Origin of the sequence: Mycobacterium sp. ITM-2016-00318 (assembly GCF_002968285.2) — a bacterium.
Lineage (GTDB): Bacteria > Actinomycetota > Actinomycetes > Mycobacteriales > Mycobacteriaceae > Mycobacterium.
This window is the reverse complement of record NZ_CP134400.1, coordinates 1,154,168-1,176,785: the sequence shown is the minus strand read 5'-3', so window position 1 is coordinate 1,176,785 and position 22,618 is coordinate 1,154,168. Positions and strand designations below refer to the sequence as shown.

The window sequence follows — 22,618 nt, the reverse complement described above, 5'->3', positions numbered from 1 at the left end:
TAAGGATCGTGTCTCGGTCGGCATCAGAGGCTCCTTCCTCGGTTCCGGGAGGCATCCTGCCACTTGGATTAATGCTACGACGTGCAAACCAGCAAACTGTCACGGCGGAAAATTACGCGCGACACCACGCCTCGCGGTTAACATGACGATGCGGTGCTCGCAACGGTGGGAGCGTGTCTTGACCGGACACGACCAAGCGGGCAGTTCTCTGGGGGAGGGACACGTATTTCGTCAGGATCTTCTGTTCGCCCAGGTGTCAGCTGCTCACCTTCCGTAGCGCGTGCTACAGACGATCGAGAGGCGGCGACACAAGAGCCGTGAAGGCGGGGCGGAAGTGCAGTTTCCAGCAATCCGGGATGCGTGTAGCGCATAGTGAGGGCGTCGTCGTAGGCGAGATGTTGAAGTTGGACGATCAGAACCGGTTCGATAGCTGCGCCGTCGGGCGGACGGCGCGAGTCTCGGTGCGCCCGGAACGATGACGTCCTCGCTGCTCGACCTCGACGGCCGCATGTTCGGCCGGCGTCGCGAGATGACCCAACTCCGCGATGCCGTTGACGAAGTGGGCCGCGCCGGCGGAGGTTGCGTCCTGCTGAGCGGCCCACCCGGCGTCGGCAAGTCGACGCTCACCCAGGCTTTCGGCTTCGAGATCACCGGACGCAATTGCGTATTCGCCTATGGCCGCTGCGGAGAAGGCGCATCCGCGCCATACGCGGCACTGGCTGAGGCGCTTCGGGCGATCGTCCACGCGATGGAGTCCACCGGTCCTTCCGAACGGGACAGCTGGCGCTCCGACCTGCTGAGCGGAACATCTGCGCTTTCCGCGGTCCTCGGTCAGCTCGTCCCTGAACTGACCGAGCTGTTCGGCGACGGTTCACAACTGACGGACCTCGACGCCGCCGACGCACGCCGCCGACTGCATAGGGCGGCCATCAGGTTGATCTCCGATACCGCGTCGTACCGGACCGTGGTGCTGGCGATCGACGACCTGCAGTGGGCCGATCGCGACACCCTGCTGCTCCTGGCGGAACTGCTGTCGGTGTCGCCCCGAAACGTACTTGTGCTCGGTGCTCACCGCGCCGGTGAGTTCGACGCCACCGCAGCGGGTCTTGACTCCACGAGCCTCCGCAGCATCGAACTCACCGCGCTCAGCCACGACGATGTTCAGGAGATGCTGGCGACCATCTGCGGTCGAACTGTCGAACTCGGCGACGTGACGACCGAATTCCAGCACCGGACCGGCGGCAATCCGTTGCAGATCCGTCAGCTGCTTTACCGCGCACAGCGAGAAGGCGCGCTGCTGCCCTCGGAGGCAGACGGCCACTCGAGCTGGGATCTGCGGATCCTTTCCTCCATTGAGGTCACCGCCACCGCCGCCGAGTTCCTCGGTCGATATCTTGACCAGTTGCGTCCCGTCGACCGTCAGGCGCTCGCCTCGCTGGCGTGCATCGGCCGGGAGTTCGACCTCGACGACGCAGCGGCAGCCGCGGCCCTGCCGACCGCCGTCGTGGCTCAGGCGCTGTGGGCGGGATTGGAGTTCCGGCTCGTCGAAGCAGTCGACGGCAACGGCCGTCGCATCACCAACGCGATCAGCCGCGACGCCCGCTACCGGTTCAGTCACGACCGAGTGGCCGAGGCTGCGCGCGCCGACCTGTCCGACGACGCCAAGCGCGAGGTACATCGTCGGATCGCGCGACGCCTTGTCCAGCTCGGCGACAGCCGCTTGTTCGAGGCCGCACGCCACATCAGTGCGGGCGGCACGGGTCTGGCCGACGATGCGGAGCGCATCCGGTTCGTCCAGCTGCTCCACCGCGCGGCGGGCAAGGCGCGTGCTCAAGCGTCCTTTCCGCTGGCCCTCGAGTACTCGCGCACCGGGCTGCGGCTGCTGGGGGGTCGTCGCTGGGATGCCGACTTCGCGCTGGCGCGCGAACTGCAACTCGGCGCCGCCGAAGCCGCCGTGCTGGTCGGCGACGTCACCGCATTGCACGAATTGCTCGACGAGGCGGAGGAGTTCCTCAGCGAGCCGGTCGACCGGGTTCGTCTGGCCTATCTGCGGTTGAAGGGACGAGTCGGCGAGAACCGCATCCAGGATGCGATCGACATCGGGCTGCACGCGCTCGACGAATTCGGTGAACCGTTGCCGCATCATCCAGGGACTCCTCGGCTGGGCGTGGAACTGGTCCGGATGAAGATGAAGATGAGCCGCTGGAGCAACGAGCGGCTGCTGGCGCTTCCCGACTGCGACGACCCTCGAGTCATACAGCTTCTGCGCATCCTCGCCGAGATGCACAGCCTGTCCTACATCGGACGGCCGAACCTGCTCCCGTTGATCGTTCGCAAACAGCTCGACCTGACCTTGGCGCACGGCCATACGCCGAGCCTTCCGGTCGTGCTCGCCAGCTACGGACTGGTGTTGGTGCTCGCCGGTGACCGCGATGGCGCGCAACGCTTTGGCGACGTGGCGATGCAGCTCGTCGAGCGCCCGGAGTTCAAAGAAGTCCGCCCGCACACACTGTTTCTGTACTTCGACTTCATCGATCATTGGCGCCACCCGATTCGCGAAAGCCTTGGCCCGCTGCGGGATGCGATCACCGAGGCGCTCGACCAAGGCGATCAGGAGTATGCCGGGTGGCTCACGGCCACCCTGTTGGGCCAGTCGTTCTGGGCGGGGCGCCCACTCGGGGAGATCGATGTGCTCGCACGGTCGCTTGTCCCCCAGATCCGCTCGCAGCCGAACCCGCGAAAAATTTGTTCGGCGATCCAGCAGTTCGGCTTCAACATGATGGGCCGCAGCGAGGACCCATATCTCGTCGCGGGCGAGAGCGGCTATGACGAACGAGAAGCGCTCCCGGCGGCGCTTGCCGAGGGCGACGAGGTGACGCTGAGCGCGATCGCCACCCAACGACTGGGGCTCTACTACTGGTCGGGCGATTTTGCGGGTGCCCTCGAGGGCGCGGCAGACGAAGCCATCGAGCACATCGACGGCATGGCGGGCACCGCTTTCATGCAGATCATCTATCTCACCGAATCCCTGAGCAGGATTCGTGCCGCGCCGAAGGACCGCAATACGAAGGCCTCTGTGGCTCGCGCGCTCCGAAAGCATCGTGCTTGGGCGGCGGACTCGCCGGCCAATTATGCAGCCCCCTACGCGCTGATTCAGGGAGCGTGGGCGAGCGCGCGCGGGCGTCACGGTCAGTCCGAGCGTCATCTCCACCGCGCGATTGCGCTCGCCGAAGAGCATCGCCTGCCGTTGATCTCGGCGGCCGCCCACGAAGAAGCCGCCGAGCTGTACGCCAAGACGGGGCGCCCACAACTTCACGAGCACATGCTCCGTCTGGCATACACCCAATTCCTGCGCCAGGGTATGACCCTGCGAACGGATCGGCTTGCGCGCGAATACCCCTGGCTGATCAGCCGTGATCTTGTGCCCGAGGGTGCCGCATTCGACCCGGCCCAAGCACATCAGGTATTCCGCACGTTATCGGCGGCACGGACACCAGAAAGCCTGGCCAACATCGTGCTCGGCTCGGTCGCGGACACGACCGGCGCGAGCCGCGTGATCGGACTGACCGGCGAGGATGAACAGCTGACGGTCCGGGCCCTCTACGAGAACGGCAAGACCACGACGATCGAGGGGCCGTGGCCGAACGTGCCGTACGACCGGGAGCTCGTCAGACGAGTGGTCGATAGCGGTGCCCCGGTCATCGTTGCAGCCGACACCGTCGGTGTGGGCGGTGCACTGTACGGGCGCGTGGGGCATGACCGGCAGGCCCAGTCGACGCTCGTCGTTCCAGTTCGGGTACAGGACAAGACCATCGGCGTGATATACGCCGAGCACCACGAACCGCGAAAGCGGTTCACGGCCGCCCACGAAGAGGCCGTCGCATTTTTGTGCGCGCAGGCCGCTGCGCCGCTGTGGAACCTTCAACTCGAGGCCCAGTTGAGGGCAGCCGACGAGTATCGACGATCGCTCATCGATGTGCAGTCGAAGTTCGTCCCCAACGAGCTCCTGCGGATCCTCGATATCGACGATCTGCGCCGGGTGCGTAGCGGCTATCGCGTCGAACGCCGAATGACTGTGATGATCAGCGACATTCGCGGATACACGACAATGCTCGAGGACATGGACGTCTCGGAAGCGAGCGATCTCGCCATGGGCTTTCTGCGAGCCGTCGAGGTTCCGATCGTCAGCTCGAACGGAATGATCCAGGATGTCCGAGGGGACGAGATCGTTGCCGTTTTCGAGTCGGAGGCGGATGCCGTGCGGGCAGGTCTTGGGATGCTGCGCTCGCTTCGGGAGCACAATCACGACAGGCTGGCACACGGTTCCGATGAGCTCCACGCAGGAATCGGGCTCAACACCGGCGCCTTGGGCATTGGGCTCGTCGGCGGCGTGAACCGCATGGTGCTCACGATCATTGGCGATGCCGTCAACCTGGCCGCCCGCATCGAGAGCACCAACAAGCGCTACGGCTCGGGTCTGCTCATCTCGGACAAGACCTATCGAGGGCTCCCGAACCCCGACGAGTTCGACATCCGCCGAATGGAGCGGGTCATGGTGGTCAACCGGCGCCATCCGGTGACCATCTATGAGGTCTATGCCGACGACCCCGACGAGCTACGAGCTGCCAAGCGATCGGCTCAACCCGCGTTTGACGAGGCTTTTGCGCTGTTCGACGCCGGTGATGTCGACGGCGCGCGCGCGGCGTTCGAGCGGTGCCAACACTTGCTGCCGGACGACCCCGTCGCCTCACTGCATCTGGCGCACTGCGACGCCATGACGCGCGGGGAGATGTCCCCCGGCCAGGAAGTCGCCCTTTTGCAGAAATAGTGCCGCGTAGTGAAGTACTCCAATTGCGCAGACTCTTGCGAACTACCCCGCGCACGCTGACCTGGTCTGCCATGATTTGAGGCACATTTGACGAGGGGGGTCTCACACATGTACCTGAGTGCCGAGCGGCTAGCGCTTGCCAACGAGCAGGTTCGAGAGACATTCGAGCAGACCTCTATCGCCTGGCAGTCGATCCCACGCTGGGACACCGCCGATCCTGGCCAAACCTACGTCCGCACCGACCTGACGAATGCGACAGCTGTGGCCCCGCCCAACGTCGAGCCGCCGCTCGGTGTGGAAATGGTCGCTATCACAGGCCAGGTCGTGCGATTCGCGATGAGCTTGGCTCAAGCAATGGCACCGTCCCCTGATGCGCTCCTCGCCGCCGTAATCGCACGGACGGAGCACTTAGCGCAAGCTGTTGATGATGATGTTGTGGACAAGCTCACCGCCAAGGTCCCCGTACCCGGGTTCGTCAAGACCAAGAGTGCGGAGAACGTCCTCGCTGGGCTCATCGACGCCCGGATGGTTGTGGAGGATGCCGGGTACCTGGCACCATGCTGTCTGTTCGCGGACAGGTTGGCATTCAAGATACTCAGCTCGTTGATAGACGGCGTTCCCGCAACCGAATATCTCTCGCCTGTGCCGAACATCAACTCGTTCCGGCGCTTTAGGAAACTTGATCAGTCGGGTGGGGGCGCGAATGCGCGGCTCCTCTTGCTCGGACGACGTCAACTAATCGCGGACGGACGAGCGGCGGATGCGTCGCCCGGTGAGGAACCCGCGGATCTGGCAGTCAGCATCCCGCCCAGCCTCGAATGTGTCGGCGACAATGGGACCGGCTTGATCGAGTGGGCTGTCCGCATTCGTTACGCCCTAAGGATCAAGGATGTCAGTGGCCTTGTTGCCGTCGTGGTCCCCTGACGCGACACCTGTTCCTAAGGTCTTGAACGCGCTCGACAATTACCTGGCCTTATGCAAGGAAGCCTGCGACGGCGAGATCAGCCGGCTCTATGGCCCCAGCCGGCACGGGCCGAACGGCCTTTATGACCTGATCCTCGAATACCCGCTTCGCGGTGGCAAGGCCCTGCGACCCGCGCTCAGCATCGCGACCTGTCTAGGGCTCGGCGGTCACCTCGAAGCTGTCCTGCCGACCGCGGCCACCCTCGAGCTTTACCACAACGCATTTCTCATTCACGACGACATCGAGGACGAATCGTGGACGCGGCGAGGCAAGCCCACGCTGCACATCGACCATGGCATCCCGATCGCGGTGAACGTCGGTGATGCCATGCTTTCGCTGTCCCTTCAGCCGCTCCTCGACAACGTCGAACGCGTCGGTCTCGGACCGGCGCTTCGCATCCTGCGGGCCGTCGCCCACATGACCCGGCGGACCGTCGAGGGCCAGGCTCTCGAGCTCGACTGGGTGCGCAACAACACCTGGGAGCTCACCGACGCCGACTATCTACAGATGGTGGAGCTCAAGACAAGCTGGTACTCGTTCATCACGCCCCTGCAGGTGGGTGCGGTCGCCGCCGGCGCGGGACCCGAGCAGTTGAAGCCGCTGGAAGCGCTCGGCCGACATCTCGGCGCGGCCTTCCAGATCACCGACGATCTGCTGAACCTGCGGGCTGATCCGGAGGACTACGGCAAGGAGATCGGCGGCGACCTGTGGGAGGGCAAGCGGACCCTGATGTTGTTGCACGCCATGCGGAATGCCGCCCCCGACGATCAGCGTCGGGCCGTGCAGATCCTGGCCAAGCGCCGCCCGAGTGCCGACGACGAACTCAAGCTGGACGACCTACTGTCACGCCTCTTCGATCATGGAGATTTGTCCCGGGCCGGTCTGGAAGAGATCGCCTCGCATCTGCAGGGACTGCGCGCGGCGGATTCGAAGAGTCTCGACGACATCCGTTGGCTCTATGGGCTGATGCAGCGTCTCGGGTCGTTCAAGCACGCAAAGCAGGTGGCCGCCGGACACACCCGAGACGCGGCCGGCGTCCTCGCCGGCCTCGACTGGTTGCCGGGCAGCAGGCATCGGGACGTGCTCAACGCTCTCGTCGAATACGTACATGAGCGCACACGATGACTCCCGAAGTCCTCATCGGCATGCTTGCGGAACTGGAACGGATCCGCGAACTCACCCTCGACCTCGTGGAGCGCAACGCGCCCCGACTACTTCCACCTCCGCCCGACGAGTCCACCGGCCCGGAACGATCGGTATTCGATCTGCTCATCGGCGCCCGCCGCGCCGTGCTCGGTAATCCGGCAGCCGCCAGGAGCCTGCACGACATGCTTGTCGCGGAAGGTCGCCGCTATGCCGACACTCCCACAGGCGCACAACTGCGCGACGCGCTGATCACGTCCGCAGCCGTCGAAAACCTTCGCCGCGTGTGGGAAACGTTGAGCCTGAACGTTCTTGACGGTCCCGCCGCACCCAATTCAGCGCCGAGCGCGTGGGCCGAGTTGCTGGCCGACGCTGTGATCGGCCACGGACTCGACGACTCCATTCTCGCCCGCCTCCGCCCGGAGGGCTTCGCATGACGCTCACTGATCCGCGCGAGGCGCTCGCAGAACAGAGCACGTTCATCGATTACCTGTTGGGGCTGGCGAGTCTCGGCCGGGTCGTGCGCGCGATGGCCGCCGACGCCGACCGGCGAATCGACACGGTCTGCGACGACGACTTCGTCCATCTGCTGCTCGGCCTCGCCAGCCTCGGCGACTCCATCGAGCGGCTGGCCGAAACGGCTCCGCCGCGGGATTCTTCGGCCGCCGCGATCGAGTCTGACTCGACCGCCACCAGGTGGCTGAGATGACCGCGATGCTCGCCAGCAGTGATTTTCTGCGCACGCCGGTCCTGAACACCGCGCTGCCCGACGGTTTCAAGGAGTGGTACCACTTCGTGATCCACGGCGCGGGTCGGCGGCTCTTGATCAACTTCAGCCTCACCAGCGAGCCCACTGGCAAAGGCCGACACCGACTGGCGCCGCGCGTCATCGTGATCGACCACGAGGAGCAGTGGTCCGGAGCAATCGAACGATTCGATGAATCAGAACTCGACGTGTCGGCCGACCTGGGCATCCTCACGATCGGCGGCAATCGAATGGTCGTGCATCCGGAGGGGTATGAGGTTGTGATCGACCTTCCGGGACAAGGCATTCACGGGGTAGTCCACTTCACGTCGATCAGTCGGCCGTTCGTCGTCAACAATCAGGCACTCGGCGACGGCAGAATGTGCTGGCTCTTCGTGCCGAAGTTACGCGCAGACGGGTGGTTGCGCATCGGGGACCAGGAGTGTCGCATCGACAACGAGACCGCCTATCACGACCACAACTGGGGCCGGTTCCGCTGGGGTGGCGACTTCGGCTGGACGTGGGGCACGATGCTGTCCCACGAGCTCAAAAATCCTTGGTCGCTGGTCTTTCTGCGAATGACGGACCGACGCCGGTTGCGGTGCCTCTCGCAGGCTCTGTACGTGTGGCATCGCGACGAGCCGGCCGCGATATTCCGGCACGCCGCAGTGACGATGCGATCTCACGGCTTGCTCGGTCGCCCCGCGGACTGCACGCTCCCTGCCCCGATGAGACTCCTGCTGGACGGCGAGGTGTCAGACGTTCCACGACAAGTGGAGATTGACGCGACCAGGGCGGGCGACGCGGTGCACACCGAGTTCCGGTCGCATTCCTATGCGCGCCTAGCTCAACCGAGCGAGGTGAGCTTGAAGCGCTCGACCGTGCTCTGTGAAACCACCGGCACCGCAACGGTCGACGGGTCGGTCAACGGCGAGCGCATCGACTTCGTCGGCTCCGGAGTATTCGAGTTTCTCTATGGCTGAACGCGTTTCATCGCTGCTGCGGCAGTCTGTCGAGCACCTGGCGCGCGAGGTGCCGGAAAGCTATCGCCTCGTGCTCCACGAGCTCGGGCCGCTGGTGGTGGAACTCGATGTCGACGGCGAGCTGTTTTCCTTGCGAGGGGGCCACCGGCTCGAGGTGGTCGACGGCACCGTGGATACGGCAGGCACCCGCATTTCTACCTCCCGCAACGCAATCCTCGACGTGGTCGACGCGGTGGTCGGGCTGGGCCATGCGGTGGAAGCCGGCACCGTTGCCGTACGTGGCTCACTCGACGACGTGCAGCGCGCCCACGACACTCTGCTGTCGTACGTGCACGCCGCGGTCCGGGCGCCTTCGCAGCCCGCACTGCTGGCCGAGCTACGGGCGGGGCGATCATGACCGAAGCCATCTCAACCCCGGCGTCCTGCAAGCGACGCCGTACGGTCGCAGTCCTCGGCGGCGGGATCGCCGGACTGAGCGCCGCCCACGAATTGGCAGAACGCGGCTTCGACGTGACCGTGTACGAAAACCGCGCCGACGAGCGCTGCGGCCTGGAAGACACTCCGGCGGGCACGTACCCACCCATCAAACTCGGCGGACTCGCCGCCTCTCAGTACTCGACGACCGGCCCGTACACCGGCAGCCTCGCCGAGCTACGACCGTTCCCGGGCCGGCGTGGTAAGCCGCGTGAGCCGAAACGGGCGGTCGCCGGTGAGCACGGCTTCCGCTTCTTTCCCGCCTACTACATCCACATCTGGGACCTGTTCCAACGAATTCCGGTGTACGAGCGGTTGGAGCTGGGCCACGGCGACGTGCGCTGGATCCCGACCTCGCGCACGATCATGGACAACGTGAGGCGAGTGGTCACTCAGGGCACCACGGTAGAAGGCAAACCGTCGCTTGTGTTTCCGCGCGAAGCACCCCGCTCGGCAGCCGAATTCCTGACCACTGCATATCAACTCACCCAATTGGGTTTCACCGCCCAGGACGTCGGGACGTTCGTGAGCAGGCTGATGGAGTACCTGGTCACGAGTCCCCAGCGCCGGGCATCACAGCTGCAGAACCTCTCGGCGTACGACTTCTTCGTCGGACGCGCCGCGCCGAAAGCACCCCCCCGATTCAGTTACTCGCAACGCTTCGACGCGACGCTTCTGGAAATGCCGCGGGTGCTCGCAGCGTTCGACACGCGCTACGGGGACGCCCGCACCAACGTCTCCACCTACCTTCAACTCCAGCTTCAGATGGACCGCCGCGACACCAAGGCCGACGGCGTACTCAACGGTCCCACCACCGAATCGTGGTTCGACCACTGGTACCGCCACCTCCTCGAACTGGGGGTCCGATTCGTCCGAGGCGAGGCTGCCAGTCTGGATCCTCCGCATACCGATGTGAACCTGCCGCCGCATCACAGGCCGAGGGTGCAGGTGACACTGACCGACGGCACCCGGCTGACGCCTGACTACACGGTGGTAGCGGTTGATGCCCCTGCGGCCGAACGCATCACCGCGAAGCTGCGGGCGGCGGGCACCGGAGGGAGTGTGGCGCGGCTGGACGGTTTCACTACCCTCGTGCCCCCGCCCAACGACCCGTTGCAGCCCTCGGCGACCCGTCCGCTGGACCGCCGGGACCCGTACGACATCGACGCCATGGGCAAGAAGCCCTGGGACCGATTCCAGACGCTCGGCGGCATCCAGTTCTACTTCGACACCGAGTTCCAGTTGTTGCGAGGGCACATGTACTACTCCGGGACGGAGTGGGCGTTGTCGTCGATAAACCAGCACGGACTATGGGAGAGAAAGCCGATCCTGGATCGCGACGGCCACATCTCGGTCCTCTCGGTCGACATCGGCGATTTCAACTCTGCGTCCAATCACCTCAAGGACGCCAACGGAAACGGCAAGGCCGCCCGCGACTGCACGGCCGACGAGATCGCGGCGGAGGTGTGGCGTCAGATCGTCAAAGCACTCACCAGCAGCGCCGCCAACGTCGCCGAGGCTTTGTTGCCGTGGCCGGCGTGGTATGCGATCGACCGCGGCATCATCATGGAAGGCGGTCCCGGTCAAGGCGTCGGTCGCCCGGTGCGAAACGAAACGCCGTATCTGATCCCGATCGTCGGCGACTGGGACAACCGGCCCTGTACCGACCCGTGGAACCCGACCGGCAATTCTTTCGGCACGGTGCCGACCGATGAAGACTGGCTGGCAGACCTAGAGCAGCGCGACGTTTGGCAGGCCCGCCACGGCGGCTTTCAGGTGCACAACAATTCGGTGGTGTTCGCTGGCACATGGACCAAGACGTTCACTCGTATGACATCGATGGAGGCGGCGTGCGAATCGGGCCGCCACGCGGTCAACGCCATCCTCGATCACTACATCTGGGTCGAGTCCGATGGTGTCGATCGCCGGGGCCAGACGGCGCTCCACTGGCGCACTCCATACGGCTTCATCGACCAGGGTCTGACGACCCCGGTCCGAATGCCTTCCCCCGCCGGGGACTACTGCTATGTCATGGACCTGGAGAACCGGGAGCCGATCGACACTCGCACTTTGCGCAACATCGACGCGGACTACAACTCATCAACCCCACCCGACGGAGGCCCACCGATGACATTTCCCGTTGACTCCAACCAGCACCTGCTCGCCTATCTGCAGGCCTGGCGACAACTTCTGGAGGCGTCGGCATCCGTCACGCCCGCCTTGCTCTTCCCGCCGGGCACATCAGGCATGCCACCGATGCCCCCCATGCCCGGCGGCATTCCACCGATACCGCCCATGCCGCCGGGCATGCCCGGGTCGGGTGGCGGTGGTGCACTGAACCCGCCGACGGACTATGCGCAACAGCTGTTCAGCCATCTGCAGGCGTGGCGTCAGTACCTCGAGCAGGCTGTCGGCGCTGCGTCCGGCACCGGGATGGCGCAGGCGCCCGGCCACTCGTCCGGTGCCCAGCCCGCAACAGCACAACCGACGGCCTCGTCATCGGCGACCGGCTCACCCGACTCGGGCGCCTCCGAGGCCCAAGCATCCGACTCGCAGTCGTCGGCCTCACAGTCGGCAGAGTCGTCTGACTCGTCGGGGTCTGGCTCGTCGTCGTCGTCGTTCGGGCCGAAAACCGACAACAGGGTCGAGTTACCACCACTTGATGACTACGGCACCATCACCGATTTCAAATCCATCAGCAGGCTTGAGGACGCGCTCAACAAACCACATACCACCGGCCGGGAAGACGCTGAATCCCGGTTTGCCTCCAGCGGTTCGGCGTTCGGCGCCAAAGCCCGTTCCGCGATCCCCAGCCCGACGACACCGGGCGCGGCACGCTCGTTGTTCCGCGGGGGGGCTGGGAACACGCCGACACCGACGGTGTCGCCGGCCGGGCAAGACCCACGGCGCGGCGCCCCGCCCGCAACGTCGCGCTGGTGGGAGGCCGGCCAAGGGCAGCCGCCCGGCATCGCAGTGGCCAAGCCCGAAGCGAGCAATCTGCTTCAGCTCCGGCCGACGGACCTCGGCGGTAAAGAGCAGTAGCAGTCAACTCTCCTGCGCGCGACGTGAGCGGTACGCGGCGACATGCTGACGGTTCCCGCAGTTACCGGTGTCGCAGAACTTCCCGGATCGGTTGCGCGACAGATCGACGAGCACCGCCTCGCAGTCGGGTGCCGCGCAGATTTTGAGCCGGCGCAATTCGCCTGCGCGGATGATGTCGGCCAGGGCCATCGCCAGTTCCGCACCCATGCGTTGCCACAACGGATCGTGCACCGACGCCAGATGCAGGTGCCACTCGGGCATCTCGGGATGGCGGGTAAGCCAAGGCTGCGCCTTGGTGTCACTCAGCAGCGCGTTGACCTGCGCCACGGCGGCTTCTTCGTCGTCGGCAGCCGCCCAGATGTTGCCCAGCCGCTCGCGCAACCGGATCACCGACTTCAGCTCCGTTACGTCGCGGTCGCGCCTGCCGGTCCAGCCGAAGCTGTCGAGGTAGGCGTCCAGCGCGAGCTGATCGACCAGCCGCTCGCCGTCCACGCGCTCGGTGTTGATCAGCACACACGCCGCTCTCAGCGTGAGCTCGGTGTCATGAGTGAAAATCATTTGACTCATGACCTCCCCTCCGGCTAGTGTCATGACCAATATTCATTTTACTCATTACACGCCGGGAGGTGCCACATGACAGCGACCCAGCTCGACAAGGGCGTTGACCACTTCCGGCTCGGCCTGACTTTTGCGATCGGCTCCGCATTGAGCTTCGGAATGTCAGGCCCGATGGCGAAAGCGCTGATGGACGCCGGCTGGAGCCCCACCGGTGCGGTCACCGCGCGCATGATCGTCGGCGCGCTGGCGATGGCGGTCTTCGCGACGATCGTGCGGCCCGGCTGGGTTCGCGAAGCCGTCACCCACCGCAAGATGGTCATCGCCTACGGCATCTTCCCGATCGCCGGCGCGCAACTCTGTTACTACAACGCCGTCGCCCACCTGTCCGTCGGCGTCGCGCTGCTTCTCGAGTACACCGCCCCCGTTCTGGTCGTGGGCTGGCTGTGGGCCACGACGCGGCGCAGGCCCACCCATCTGACGCTGGCCGGTGTTGCGCTCGCTGTCGCTGGAATCATGTTGGTGCTGGACGTTTTCGCCGGCGCACACATCAACGCGGCAGGCGTGGCGTGGGGCCTTGCCGCCGCGGTCTGCGCGGCGAGCTACTTCATGTTGTCCGACAAAGTCGCAGGCGCGGGCGACGACGACGCAAACCTGAACCCGATCACACTCGCCGCGGGCGGCCTGATCGTCGGCGCCGCCACGACCGGCGCGCTCGGTGTCACCGGAATCATGCCGCTGACATTCACGACCAACGACGCCGTCGTCGCGGGGTTGACGATGTCACCGATCGTGCCCGTCGTCGCGCTCGGTGTGATCACCACCGCGATCGCATACACGCTGGGCATCATGGGCATCTCCCGGCTGCGACCCCGCTTCGCATCACTGGTCGGGCTCTCCGAGGTGCTGTTTGCCGTGCTGGCCGCGTGGCTGCTGCTCGGCCAGGCGATCACCGTGACCCAGGCCGTCGGCGGAGCCGTCGTTCTGGCAGGTCTGGCATTGGCGCGCCAGGGCGACCGCAGCGAGAACCTCGACGCGGTGACCTGGTTGGATGCCGGGGCAGTCGATGAACCCACCCCGCGCAGCAGGGCAAACGGTTAGCTCCCACCAGTTCGGTGTGGAAACATGACGGCGTGACTCTGGCACATAGCTCGGCCCGTGGGGCCGCCGTCCTGGCAATTGTTGGATCCGCGGCCGCAGGCCTTCTCGCTACCGCACCGAGCGCAGTGGCAGTGCCGTGCCCCGATGTCGAGGTCGTTTTCGCGCGTGGCACCGCCGAGCCCTCGGGCGTCGGCCGGGTGGGCCAGGCAGTCACCAACGCGCTGACCGCACAGCTGGCGCCGCGCACCGTCAGCTCCTACGCGGTGAACTACCCCGCCGACTACGACTTCCTCACCACTGCCGACGGCGCGACCGACGCCACCAACCACATCTCGTCGATGGCGCTGTCGTGCCCGTCGACCAAGATCGTGCTCGGCGGGTACTCGCAGGGCGCCGCCGTGGTGGACATGCTGGCCGGCGTTCCCCCGCTCGGCAACAAGATCGGCAGTGTGGGATCGGCGCCGCCCTTGTCCCCGGTCGCCGCGATCACGGTGGCCGCCGTGACCGTCTTCGGGAATCCTGCGACGAAGTTCGGACAACCACTGTCATCGGTGGGACAATTCGCCGGTCGGTCCATCGACCTGTGCAAGGACGGTGACCCTATTTGTTCTGATGGGCGAAACCCGCTCGCTCACAGGGGTTACGAGGATGCGATGGCTCAACAAGCAGCCAGCTTCGCCGCCGGAAGGATATAGAGAGAATGCGCGTAGTTGAGACAACAGCTGCCTTATTGATCGGCGCCGCAGCGGCCATCACGCCGTCGATCGCGTTCTCGCCGGTCGCTTCGGCTGACTGCCCCGACATCGAGGTCGTGTTCGCCCGCGGGACCGATGACACCGCCGGGCTCGGAGCCGTCGGAGGTAATTTCGTCGACTCGCTCAAGGGCAAGGTAGGTGGCAGGTCCGTCGGTGCCTATGCCGTCAACTATCCCGCCGACTACGACTTCCTCGCTGCCGCAGTCGGAGCCAACGACGCCAGCGCGCATATCCAGTACATGATGGGCGCCTGCCCGAACACCCGATTGGTGCTCGGCGGTTATTCGCAGGGCGCCGCGGTGATGGATGTGATTGCCGCTGTGCCTATCCCGGTAATCGGATTCACCAACCCGCTGCCGCCCAACGCACCCGACTTCGTCGCCGCAATCGCTGTCTTCGGGAATCCGTCGGCCAAGCTCGGGCTGCCGCTCACGATGAGCCCGGTGTGGGGCGGACGGTCCATCGACCTCTGCAACGGCAATGATCCGATCTGCCAGACCGACGGCGAGAGTGTCGCCGCGCACAGGTCGCCCAGCTACACCGGCGGATTCGTCAACACGGCAGCGGACTTCGTCGCGGGCAGGGTGTAGCGAACCTTAACGAAGCGACGACGACGTCAAATCGTCGGCTAACATCGGCCTGGTGAGCATTCGTGTTGAACGCAACGGTCATCGGGTCCGACGCGGCGTGCTGGTCGCAGTCACTGCGACCCTGCTAGCAGCCGGCCTGCTGATCGGTCCGTCATCGCTGCCCGGAGGCACGGCCATTCCGTCGGCGTCGGCCGCGTGCCCTCAGGTCGAGGTGATCTTCGCCCGCGGGCGTCTCGAGTCACCTGGTGTCGGGGTCATCGGCAATTCCTTCGTCAACGCGCTGCGGTCCAAAGTGGACAAGAACATCAATGTCTACGCGGTGCGCTACCCGGCCGACAACGAGATCGACGTGGGTGCTAACGACATGAGCGCGCACATCCAGAACATGGCCAACACCTGCCCCGACACCCGTCTGGTGCTGGGCGGTTATTCGTTAGGCGCAGCCGTCACCGATGTGGTGCTCGCCGTGCCGTTCAGCTTCTTCAGCTGGGACAACCCGCTTCCTGCGGGCATGGACCAGAAGGTCGCCGCGGTCGCGCTGTTCGGTAACGGCGCGGCATGGATGGGGCCGATCACGAACTTCAGCCCGCTGTACTCCGACCGAACCATCGAGTTGTGCCACGGCGCGGATCCGATCTGCAACCCGGCGGACCCGAATACATGGGAACAGAACTGGGTCGACCATGCCTCCAGGGCATACATTGACGCGGGCATGGTCAACCAGGCCGCCGACTTCGTCGCGGGCCGTCTCAACGTCTAGTCGAGGTGGCGCAGGTCGCGAGTGGCTGCTATGCGCGCCTCCAACTGATCATCGGGTGGATAGTCGACGCCGACGAGCATCAGGCCCTGCGGTGGTGCGGCCGCGAAGTCGCTGGAACGACGCGACTCCGTCAACAACGCCACGCACCATGCCGGTTCGCGGCGCCCCTCCCCCACTGCCAGAAGTGCGCCGACGAGCGATCGCACCATCGACCAGCAGAAGGCGTCCGCGGTGACGTAGGCCGTGACGAGGTCACCGGATCTCGACCAGTCCAGCCGTTGCAGGTCCCGGATCGTGGTCGCACCCTCGCGGAAACGACAGAACGCGGCGAAGTCCTTCAGCCCGACGAGTTTCCGAGACGCCACAGCCATCGCGTCGACGTCCAGCGGCCTCGGCCACGGCGTCACGTAGCGCGCCTGCTGCGGGTCGACACCGTACGGCGCCGTGGACAGCCGGTAGGTGTAATGGCGTCGCAGTGCCGAGAACCGCGCGTCGAAACCAACCGGCGCGCGGACGATGTCGCGAACCCTGACATCGGTCGGGAGCAGCCGCGACAGCCGTCGCACCAGCGGTAGGAACTCCGGAGCCGCTTCGGCGGCCACATTGGCCCGAGTGCCGCCGGTCCTTTGACCTCGCGGGTAGGCGTGCGGGATCGCGTCGGCGGGCACATCGACATGTGCAACCTGACCTGTGGCGTGTACACCGGTATCGGTGCGCCCGGCCGCCCTGGTCACCACCGGTGTTCGGAACACCGTCGTCAACGCCTCGTCGATCACACCGGCGACCGTCCGCTGTCCGGCCTGCACGGCCCAGCCGGCGAATTCGGTTCCGTCGTAGGCGATGTCGAGCCGAAGACGAACATGCCCGCCACCGGTGTCGATGGCGGGCATGTTCAACGCTTCACTACTTGGCGTCGTCGGCCTTGTCTTCGGAGTCGGCCTTGTCTTCGGAGTCAGCCTCGTCGGAGTCAGCCTCGTCGGCGTCAACCTCGGCGGTCTCGGCTTCGGCGGTCTGCGCGTCGGCGATCGCCTCGTCCTCCGCCTTGACCTCCTCGACCGAATCCTCCGCAACCGGGCCTTCAGCCTTTTCCGGCTCGACCGCAGCCTGCGGCGCCGCAGCGGCCGCGACGGGTGCAGCCTTCTTCGCCGCACCCGCCTTGCGGGCACGGTTGGCCTCCGACGTCACCGTCTTCTCCCGCACCAGTTCGATGACGGCCATCGGGGCGTTGTCGCCCTGACGTGCCTCCACCTTGATGATGCGGGTGTAGCCGCCGGCCCGGTCGGCGTAGAAGGGTCCGATCTCGGCGAACAGGGTGTGCACGACATCCTTGTCCCGGATCTTCTTGAGCACCTCACGCCGGTTGTGCAGCGTGCCCTTCTTGGCGTGGGTGATCAGCTTCTCCGCGTAGGGCCGCAGCGCCCGCGCCTTGGGCTCGGTGGTCTTGATCCGACCGTGCTCGAAGAGCGAGGTGGCCAGATTGGCCAGCAGCGCCTTCTGATGCGAGGAGGACCCGCCGAGGCGACGGCCCTTGGTGGGCTTGGGCATTGCGACTATCTCCTAGATGGGGCCGGTCCCCGTATCAGGTAGGACCGGGACGGGTTGGTTAGAGCTGTTCGGTTTCCGCGTAGTCCGCAGTGTCCTCGAGGTCATAGCTGGCGTCGCTGTTCCACGTGCCGGTGGCGACGTCGTAGCCTGCGACCTCGGACGGATCGAAGGTGGCCGGGCTGTCCTTCAGCGACAGACCAAGCTGGTGCAGCTTGATCTTCACCTCGTCGATGGACTTCTGGCCGAAGTTGCGGATGTCCAGCAGATCGGACTCCGTGCGGGCGACGAGCTCGCCCACCGTGTGCACACCCTCGCGCTTGAGGCAGTTGTACGACCGCACCGTGAGGTCCAGATCGTCGATCGGCAGTGCGAACGACGCGATGTGGTCGGCCTCGGCCGGCGACGGGCCGATCTCGATGCCCTCGGCCTCGACGTTGAGTTCGCGTGCGAGCCCGAACAATTCGACAAGCGTCTTGCCCGCCGACGCCAAGGCGTCACGCGCGGTGATGGAGCTCTTGGTCTCCACGTCCAGGATCAGCTTGTCGAAGTCGGTGCGCTGCTCGACACGGGTGGCCTCCACCTTGTAGGTGACCTTCAGCACCGGCGAGTAGATGGAATCGACCGGAATACGGCCGATTTCGGCGCCCGAGGCCTTGTTCTGCACGGCGGGAACGTAGCCGCGGCCACGCTCGACGACGAGCTCGACCTCCAGCTTGCCCTTGTCGTTCAGGGTGGCGATGTGCATTTCGGGGTTGTGCACAGTCACACCGGCAGGCGGCACGATGTCACCCGCGGTGACCGCACCGGGGCCCTGCTTGCGCAGGTACATGGTGACCGGCTCGTCCTCCTCGGAGGACACGACCAGACCCTTGAGGTTCAGGATGATATCGGTGACGTCTTCCTTCACACCGGGGACCGTGGTGAACTCGTGCAGCACGCCGTCGATGCGGATGCTGGTGACCGCTGCGCCGGGAATCGACGACAGCAGCGTGCGCCGAAGCGAATTGCCAAGGGTGTAACCGAATCCGGGCTCCAACGGCTCGATGACGAACTGGGAGCGATCTTCGGCGAGAACCTCTTCGGACAGTGTGGGTCGCTGAGAAATCAGCATGGTGTTTATCCTCCTTCGCGACAACCGCTATTTGATGTCGCGTATCCCGGCCGTCATCCGGACGGCCGGAAGCCTTACTTCGAGTAGAGCTCGACGATGAGCTGCTCGGTGAGCGGAACATCGATCTGCGCCCGCTCGGGCAGCTGGTGCACCAGGATGCGCTGCCGCTCTCCAACGACCTGCAGCCAGGCCGGGATCGGGCGCTCGCCCGCCGTCTGACGGGAAATCTCGAACGGCAGCGTGTTGATCGACTTGTCCTTCACGTCGATGATGTCGTACTGCGACACCCGAAAACTCGGGATATCGACCTTGACACCGTTCACGGTGAAGTGACCGTGGCTGACCAGCTGACGGGCCATCCGGCGGGTGCGCGCAAGGCCCGCGCGGTATACGACGTTGTCCAGCCGGCTTTCCAGGATGCGCAGCAGGTTGTCACCTGTCTTGCCTGGAAGGCGGTTGGCTTCTTCGTAGTAGCGGCGGAACTGCTTCTCCATCACGCCGTAGGTGAAGCGGGCTTTCTGCTTCTCCTGCAGCTGCTGGCGGTATTCGCTCTCCTTGATCCGCGCGCGGCCATGCTGACCGGGCGGGTAGGGGCGCTTCTCGAAAGCCTGGTCGCCGCCGACGAGGTCGACGCCGAGACGGCGCGACTTGCGGGTTGCGGGTCCGGTGTAACGAGCCATTTTTTCTGTCTCCTCCTAGACCCGGCGCCGCTTGGGCGGACGGCAGCCGTTGTGCGGCTGCGGGGTGACGTCGGAAATCGCGCCGACCTCGAGGCCGGCAGCCTGCAGCGACCGGATCGCGGTCTCGCGGCCCGAACCCGGACCCTTGACGAACACGTCGACCTTCTTGACGCCGTGCTCCTGCGCCTTGCGGGCGGCGTTCTCGGCAGCCAACTGCGCGGCGAACGGCGTCGACTTACGCGACCCCTTGAAGCCGACATGGCCCGAGGACGCCCAGGCGATGACGTTGCCCTGCGGATCGGTGATCGTGACGATCGTGTTGTTGAACGTGCTCTTGATGTGCGCAGCGCCGTGCGGGACGTTCTTCTTTTCCCTGCGGCGGGTCTTCTGGCCCTTCTTGGGGGCGGCTGCGCCCTTCTTCGCTGGTGGCATCTACTTACCTGGCCTTCTTCTTGCCGGCGATGGTGCGCTTCGGGCCCTTGCGGGTACGCGCATTGGTCTTGGTCCGCTGGCCGCGCACCGGGAGGCCGCGGCGATGCCGAATGCCCTGGTAGCAGCCGATCTCGATCTTGCGGCGGATATCGGCCTGCACCTCGCGGCGCAGATCGCCCTCCACCTTGAGGCTGCCCTCGATGTAGTCGCGCAGCTGGGTCACCTGATCGTCGGACAGATCTTTGGTGCGCAGGTCCCGGCTGATGCCGGTGGCGTCCAGGATCTCCTGGGAGCGGGTACGGCCGATGCCGTAGATATAGGTCAGCGCGATCTCCATGCGCTTGTCGCGCGGGAGGTCGACGCCCACAAGTCGTGCCATCAGGCAGTGTTCCTTCTCTATGCGGAGGTCTTGTCCCAGCCCGTTCCCTCGTCGTGTGGGGTCCGGCCTCCGTGCCGGACGTGGATGAGCGGCTTATCCACTCAGTGGTGCTGGGGTTTCGTCATTCAGTTGTGGGTGCGGGGCTTGGCCGCGATCAGCCTTGCCGCTGCTTGTGACGCGGATCTGAGCAGATCACCATGACCCGCCCATGCCGGCGGATCACCCTGCACTTATCGCAAATGGGCTTGACGCTCGGGTTCACCTTCACGGCTCGTCGATCCTGTTCTTTATCTGAAGTGCTGTTAAGCGGGATTACTTGTACCGGTAAACGATGCGGCCCCGGGACAGGTCGTAGGGAGACAGCTCCACCACGACGCGGTCCTCGGGCAGGATGCGGATGTAGTGCTGCCGCATCTTGCCGCTGATGTGGGCGAGCACCTTGTGTCCGTTCTCCAGCTCAATGCGGAACATCGCATTGGGCAGGGGTTCGACCACGCGGCCCTCGACCTCGATGGCACCGTCTTTCTTGGCCATTGTTGTTCGGAGATCCTCCGTGTCCATCTAGATCATTGGCGCCGGTCGCCGCGAGCGGCGACAACATTTCTGGCGCAGCATCAACTCCGACTACAAAACGTGAGCCGGTAGCTAGAAATTCCAGAACTGGGCACGCACGAGCCGGCGCGAACACCGCACCGTTGGTCCATACTACCTGCTCGAGGGCGTGCCCCAAAATCGCTGAAGCACCACCTCAGCGGCGGAAAGCAGGCATGTGGCGGGGTGCTCGAGACGACCCCATATCCGCTGGACAACCGGCGCATACTTGATGGCAATGACTGGACCCGTATCCCAGCCCCGCAAGCCTGTGATCCTGACCGTCGACGATGACCCCGCGGTTTCCCGTGCGGTCGCCCGCGATTTGCGCCGCCACTACGGCGAACGCTATCGGATCGTCCGCGCCGAATCAGGACCCGACGCGCTCGAGACCATCAACGAACTCAAGCTGCGCGGCGACACCGTCGCGGTGTTCGTCGCCGACTACCGGATGCCGGGCATGAGCGGCATCGAGTTCCTCGAAGATGCCATGGACATCTATCCCCTGGCCCGCCGCGTGCTGCTCACCGCCTACGCCGACACCCATGCCGCGATAGACGCCATCAACGTCGTCGACCTCGACCATTATCTGCTCAAGCCGTGGGACCCGCCCGAGGAGAAGCTCTACCCGGTCATCGACGGCCTCCTCGAGGCGTGGCGCGCTCAGGGTGACCGCGCGGTTCCCGTCACCAAGGTCATCGGGCACCGGTGGAATCCGAGGTCATGGGAGGTCCGGCAGTTCCTCGCCCGCAACCAGCATTCGTTCCGCAGCTATATGGCGGACGAGTCCAAGGGCAAGCAGCTGCTCGACGCGGCCGGGCTCGACGGCCTGCAGCTGCCCGTGGTGATCACCGAAGGCGGCGAGACGCTCGTCGAGCCGACCAACACCGAACTGGCCGACATGCTCGGCCTCTCGACCTCCCCGTCGCTGGAGATGTACGAACTCGCCGTCATCGGCGGTGGCCCCGCGGGTCTTGCCGCGGCGGTGTACGGCGCATCAGAAGGCCTCAAGACCGTGCTCATCGAGAGCACGACGACCGGCGGTCAGGCAGGACGCAGTTCGCGGATCGAGAACTACCTGGGTTTCCCCACCGGCATCTCAGGCGCAGAGCTGACCACATCGGCGCGCAGGCAGGCCGAGCGGTTCGGCGCCGAGGTGATCACCACCCGCAAGGCCGTCGGGCTCGAGGTCAGCGGCCAGGCCCGCACCATCGAGTTCGAGGACGGCAGCACGATCGGCGCGCAGGCCGTGATCCTGGCCACCGGCGTCGACTACCGCCATCTGCAGGCCCCCGGCTGCTGGGATAACCCCGATGATCGCGACGCGTGCAACTACATCGGCCGCGGCGTGTATTACGGCGCCTCGGTGTCGGATGCCTCGGACTGCGAGGGCGAGGACGTCTACATCGTCGGCGGCGCGAACTCGGCGGGTCAGGCCGCGATGTTCATGTCGAAGACCGCCAAATCGGTGACGCTTCTGGTGCGTGGGCCGTCACTGGCGGCGTCGATGTCCTATTACCTCATCCAGCAGATCGAGGAGAAGGAGAACATCCACGTCCGCACCTGCACCGAGGTCGTCGAGGCCCTCGGCGAGGATGATCACCTCACCGGCCTCGTCGTGGAGAACAGACAGACCGGCGAGCGGGAGACCGTCACCGCGTCGCGGATGTGCTGTTTCATCGGCGCCACCCCGCGCACGAAGTGGCTCGACGGAATCGTGGCCCGCGACGACCGCGGATTCATTCTCACGGGCCCCGACTTGAAGGACGTCTGCGGCTGGACGCTCGACAGACCGCCGCATCATCTGGAAACAAGTGTGCCGGGTGTGTTTGTTGCAGGTGATGTGCGAGCCGACTCGGCCAAACGAGTGGCAGCCGCCGTCGGCGAAGGGTCGATGGCAGTGATGTTGGTTCACCGCTATCTGGCAGAGGCCTGATAGC

Annotated in this window: 22 protein-coding genes; 13 read left to right on the top strand and 9 right to left on the bottom strand. The window is 65.3% G+C overall.

All coding sequences use genetic code 11. From position 1 onward, the window contains the following. Positions 1-487: 487 nt before the first annotated feature. The 8 genes from C6A82_RS05755 (at position 488) to C6A82_RS05720 (ending at position 12,179) form a co-directional block, all read left to right on the top strand. Complete coding sequence (locus tag C6A82_RS05755) at positions 488-4,828, top strand: AAA family ATPase (RefSeq protein ID WP_199193916.1); 4,341 nt, start codon at positions 488-490, stop codon at positions 4,826-4,828. A gap of 108 nt (positions 4,829-4,936) precedes the next feature. Then, positions 4,937-5,752, top strand: coding sequence for a hypothetical protein (locus C6A82_RS05750; RefSeq protein WP_105347988.1), 816 nt, complete (start codon positions 4,937-4,939; stop codon positions 5,750-5,752). Beyond that, positions 5,730-6,917: a polyprenyl synthetase family protein gene (locus C6A82_RS05745; RefSeq protein ID WP_396836800.1), complete on the top strand. Its 1,188-nt coding sequence runs from the start codon at positions 5,730-5,732 to the stop codon at positions 6,915-6,917. The genes C6A82_RS05750 and C6A82_RS05745 overlap by 23 nt, the downstream gene beginning before the upstream one ends. Continuing rightward, positions 6,914-7,372, top strand: coding sequence for a hypothetical protein (locus C6A82_RS05740; protein WP_105347992.1), 459 nt, complete (start codon positions 6,914-6,916; stop codon positions 7,370-7,372). Before C6A82_RS05745 ends, C6A82_RS05740 begins: the two co-directional genes overlap by 4 nt. Then, the gene (locus tag C6A82_RS05735; RefSeq protein WP_311101703.1) at positions 7,369-7,644 is read left to right on the top strand and encodes a hypothetical protein; all 276 of its coding nucleotides are present in this window, start codon (positions 7,369-7,371) and stop codon (positions 7,642-7,644) included. The genes C6A82_RS05740 and C6A82_RS05735 overlap by 4 nt, the downstream gene beginning before the upstream one ends. Further along, on the top strand, positions 7,641-8,663 hold the full coding sequence (locus C6A82_RS05730) for a hypothetical protein (RefSeq protein ID WP_105344230.1): 1,023 nt from the start codon (positions 7,641-7,643) through the stop codon (positions 8,661-8,663). Before C6A82_RS05735 ends, C6A82_RS05730 begins: the two co-directional genes overlap by 4 nt. After that, positions 8,656-9,060: an SCP-2 sterol transfer family protein gene (locus C6A82_RS05725; RefSeq protein ID WP_105344228.1), complete on the top strand. Its 405-nt coding sequence runs from the start codon at positions 8,656-8,658 to the stop codon at positions 9,058-9,060. Before C6A82_RS05730 ends, C6A82_RS05725 begins: the two co-directional genes overlap by 8 nt. After that, a complete protein-coding gene (locus C6A82_RS05720) occupies positions 9,057-12,179 on the top strand; it encodes an FAD-dependent oxidoreductase (protein WP_105344227.1) in 3,123 nt (1,040 codons plus the stop codon). Before C6A82_RS05725 ends, C6A82_RS05720 begins: the two co-directional genes overlap by 4 nt. A gap of 3 nt (positions 12,180-12,182) precedes the next feature. Here C6A82_RS05720 and C6A82_RS05715 read toward each other — a convergent pair whose 3' ends face one another. Further along, complete coding sequence (locus C6A82_RS05715) at positions 12,183-12,737, bottom strand: CGNR zinc finger domain-containing protein (protein ID WP_199193702.1); 555 nt, start codon at positions 12,735-12,737, stop codon at positions 12,183-12,185. A 75-nt stretch (positions 12,738-12,812) separates the two neighbouring features. Between C6A82_RS05715 and C6A82_RS05710 the strand changes: the two genes are divergently transcribed. Genes C6A82_RS05710 through C6A82_RS05695 form a run of 4 tightly spaced genes read left to right on the top strand, consistent with a single transcriptional unit; the run spans position 12,813 to position 15,940 of the window. Beyond that, entirely contained in the window at positions 12,813-13,835 is a 1,023-nt protein-coding gene (locus C6A82_RS05710; protein ID WP_105344223.1) for a DMT family transporter, read from the top strand. A 32-nt stretch (positions 13,836-13,867) separates the two neighbouring features. Further along, entirely contained in the window at positions 13,868-14,530 is a 663-nt protein-coding gene (locus C6A82_RS05705) for a cutinase family protein (protein ID WP_396836782.1), read from the top strand. A 5-nt stretch (positions 14,531-14,535) separates the two neighbouring features. Further along, positions 14,536-15,180, top strand: a complete 645-nt coding sequence (locus tag C6A82_RS05700) for a cutinase family protein (RefSeq protein ID WP_105344221.1) — start codon at positions 14,536-14,538, stop codon at positions 15,178-15,180. A gap of 58 nt (positions 15,181-15,238) precedes the next feature. Then, positions 15,239-15,940, top strand: coding sequence for a cutinase family protein (locus tag C6A82_RS05695; protein WP_199193701.1), 702 nt, complete (start codon positions 15,239-15,241; stop codon positions 15,938-15,940). Here the strand turns inward: C6A82_RS05695 and truA are convergent. The 8 genes from truA to infA form a co-directional block, all read right to left on the bottom strand. After that, entirely contained in the window at positions 15,937-16,830 is an 894-nt protein-coding gene (gene truA / locus C6A82_RS05690) for a tRNA pseudouridine(38-40) synthase TruA (RefSeq protein ID WP_105344219.1), read from the bottom strand. The genes C6A82_RS05695 and truA overlap by 4 nt on opposite strands. A 13-nt stretch (positions 16,831-16,843) precedes the next feature. Further along, positions 16,844-17,485 (bottom strand): 50S ribosomal protein L17, encoded by a 642-nt coding sequence (gene rplQ / locus C6A82_RS05685; protein WP_105344217.1) that lies wholly within the window; start codon positions 17,483-17,485, stop codon positions 16,844-16,846. Positions 17,486-17,543: 58 nt separating this feature from the next. Continuing rightward, positions 17,544-18,596, bottom strand: a complete 1,053-nt coding sequence (locus C6A82_RS05680) for a DNA-directed RNA polymerase subunit alpha (protein ID WP_105344215.1) — start codon at positions 18,594-18,596, stop codon at positions 17,544-17,546. Between the two features lie 74 nt (positions 18,597-18,670). Beyond that, positions 18,671-19,276: a 30S ribosomal protein S4 gene (rpsD, locus tag C6A82_RS05675; protein ID WP_105344213.1), complete on the bottom strand. Its 606-nt coding sequence runs from the start codon at positions 19,274-19,276 to the stop codon at positions 18,671-18,673. Positions 19,277-19,291: 15 nt separating this feature from the next. Next, entirely contained in the window at positions 19,292-19,708 is a 417-nt protein-coding gene (gene rpsK / locus C6A82_RS05670; protein WP_105344211.1) for a 30S ribosomal protein S11, read from the bottom strand. Positions 19,709-19,712: 4 nt separating this feature from the next. Further along, positions 19,713-20,087, bottom strand: a complete 375-nt coding sequence (gene rpsM, locus C6A82_RS05665) for a 30S ribosomal protein S13 (RefSeq protein ID WP_105344209.1) — start codon at positions 20,085-20,087, stop codon at positions 19,713-19,715. A 154-nt stretch (positions 20,088-20,241) separates the two neighbouring features. After that, complete coding sequence (gene rpmJ / locus C6A82_RS05660; protein ID WP_003879483.1) at positions 20,242-20,355, bottom strand: 50S ribosomal protein L36; 114 nt, start codon at positions 20,353-20,355, stop codon at positions 20,242-20,244. A 44-nt stretch (positions 20,356-20,399) separates the two neighbouring features. Next, positions 20,400-20,621, bottom strand: coding sequence for a translation initiation factor IF-1 (infA, locus tag C6A82_RS05655; RefSeq protein ID WP_003418601.1), 222 nt, complete (start codon positions 20,619-20,621; stop codon positions 20,400-20,402). 295 nt (positions 20,622-20,916) lie between these two features. On the opposite strand from infA, the gene C6A82_RS05650 reads away from it, so the two are divergent. Beyond that, on the top strand, positions 20,917-22,614 hold the full coding sequence (locus tag C6A82_RS05650; RefSeq protein ID WP_311101702.1) for an FAD-dependent oxidoreductase: 1,698 nt from the start codon (positions 20,917-20,919) through the stop codon (positions 22,612-22,614). The last annotated feature ends 4 nt before the right edge of the window (positions 22,615-22,618 follow it).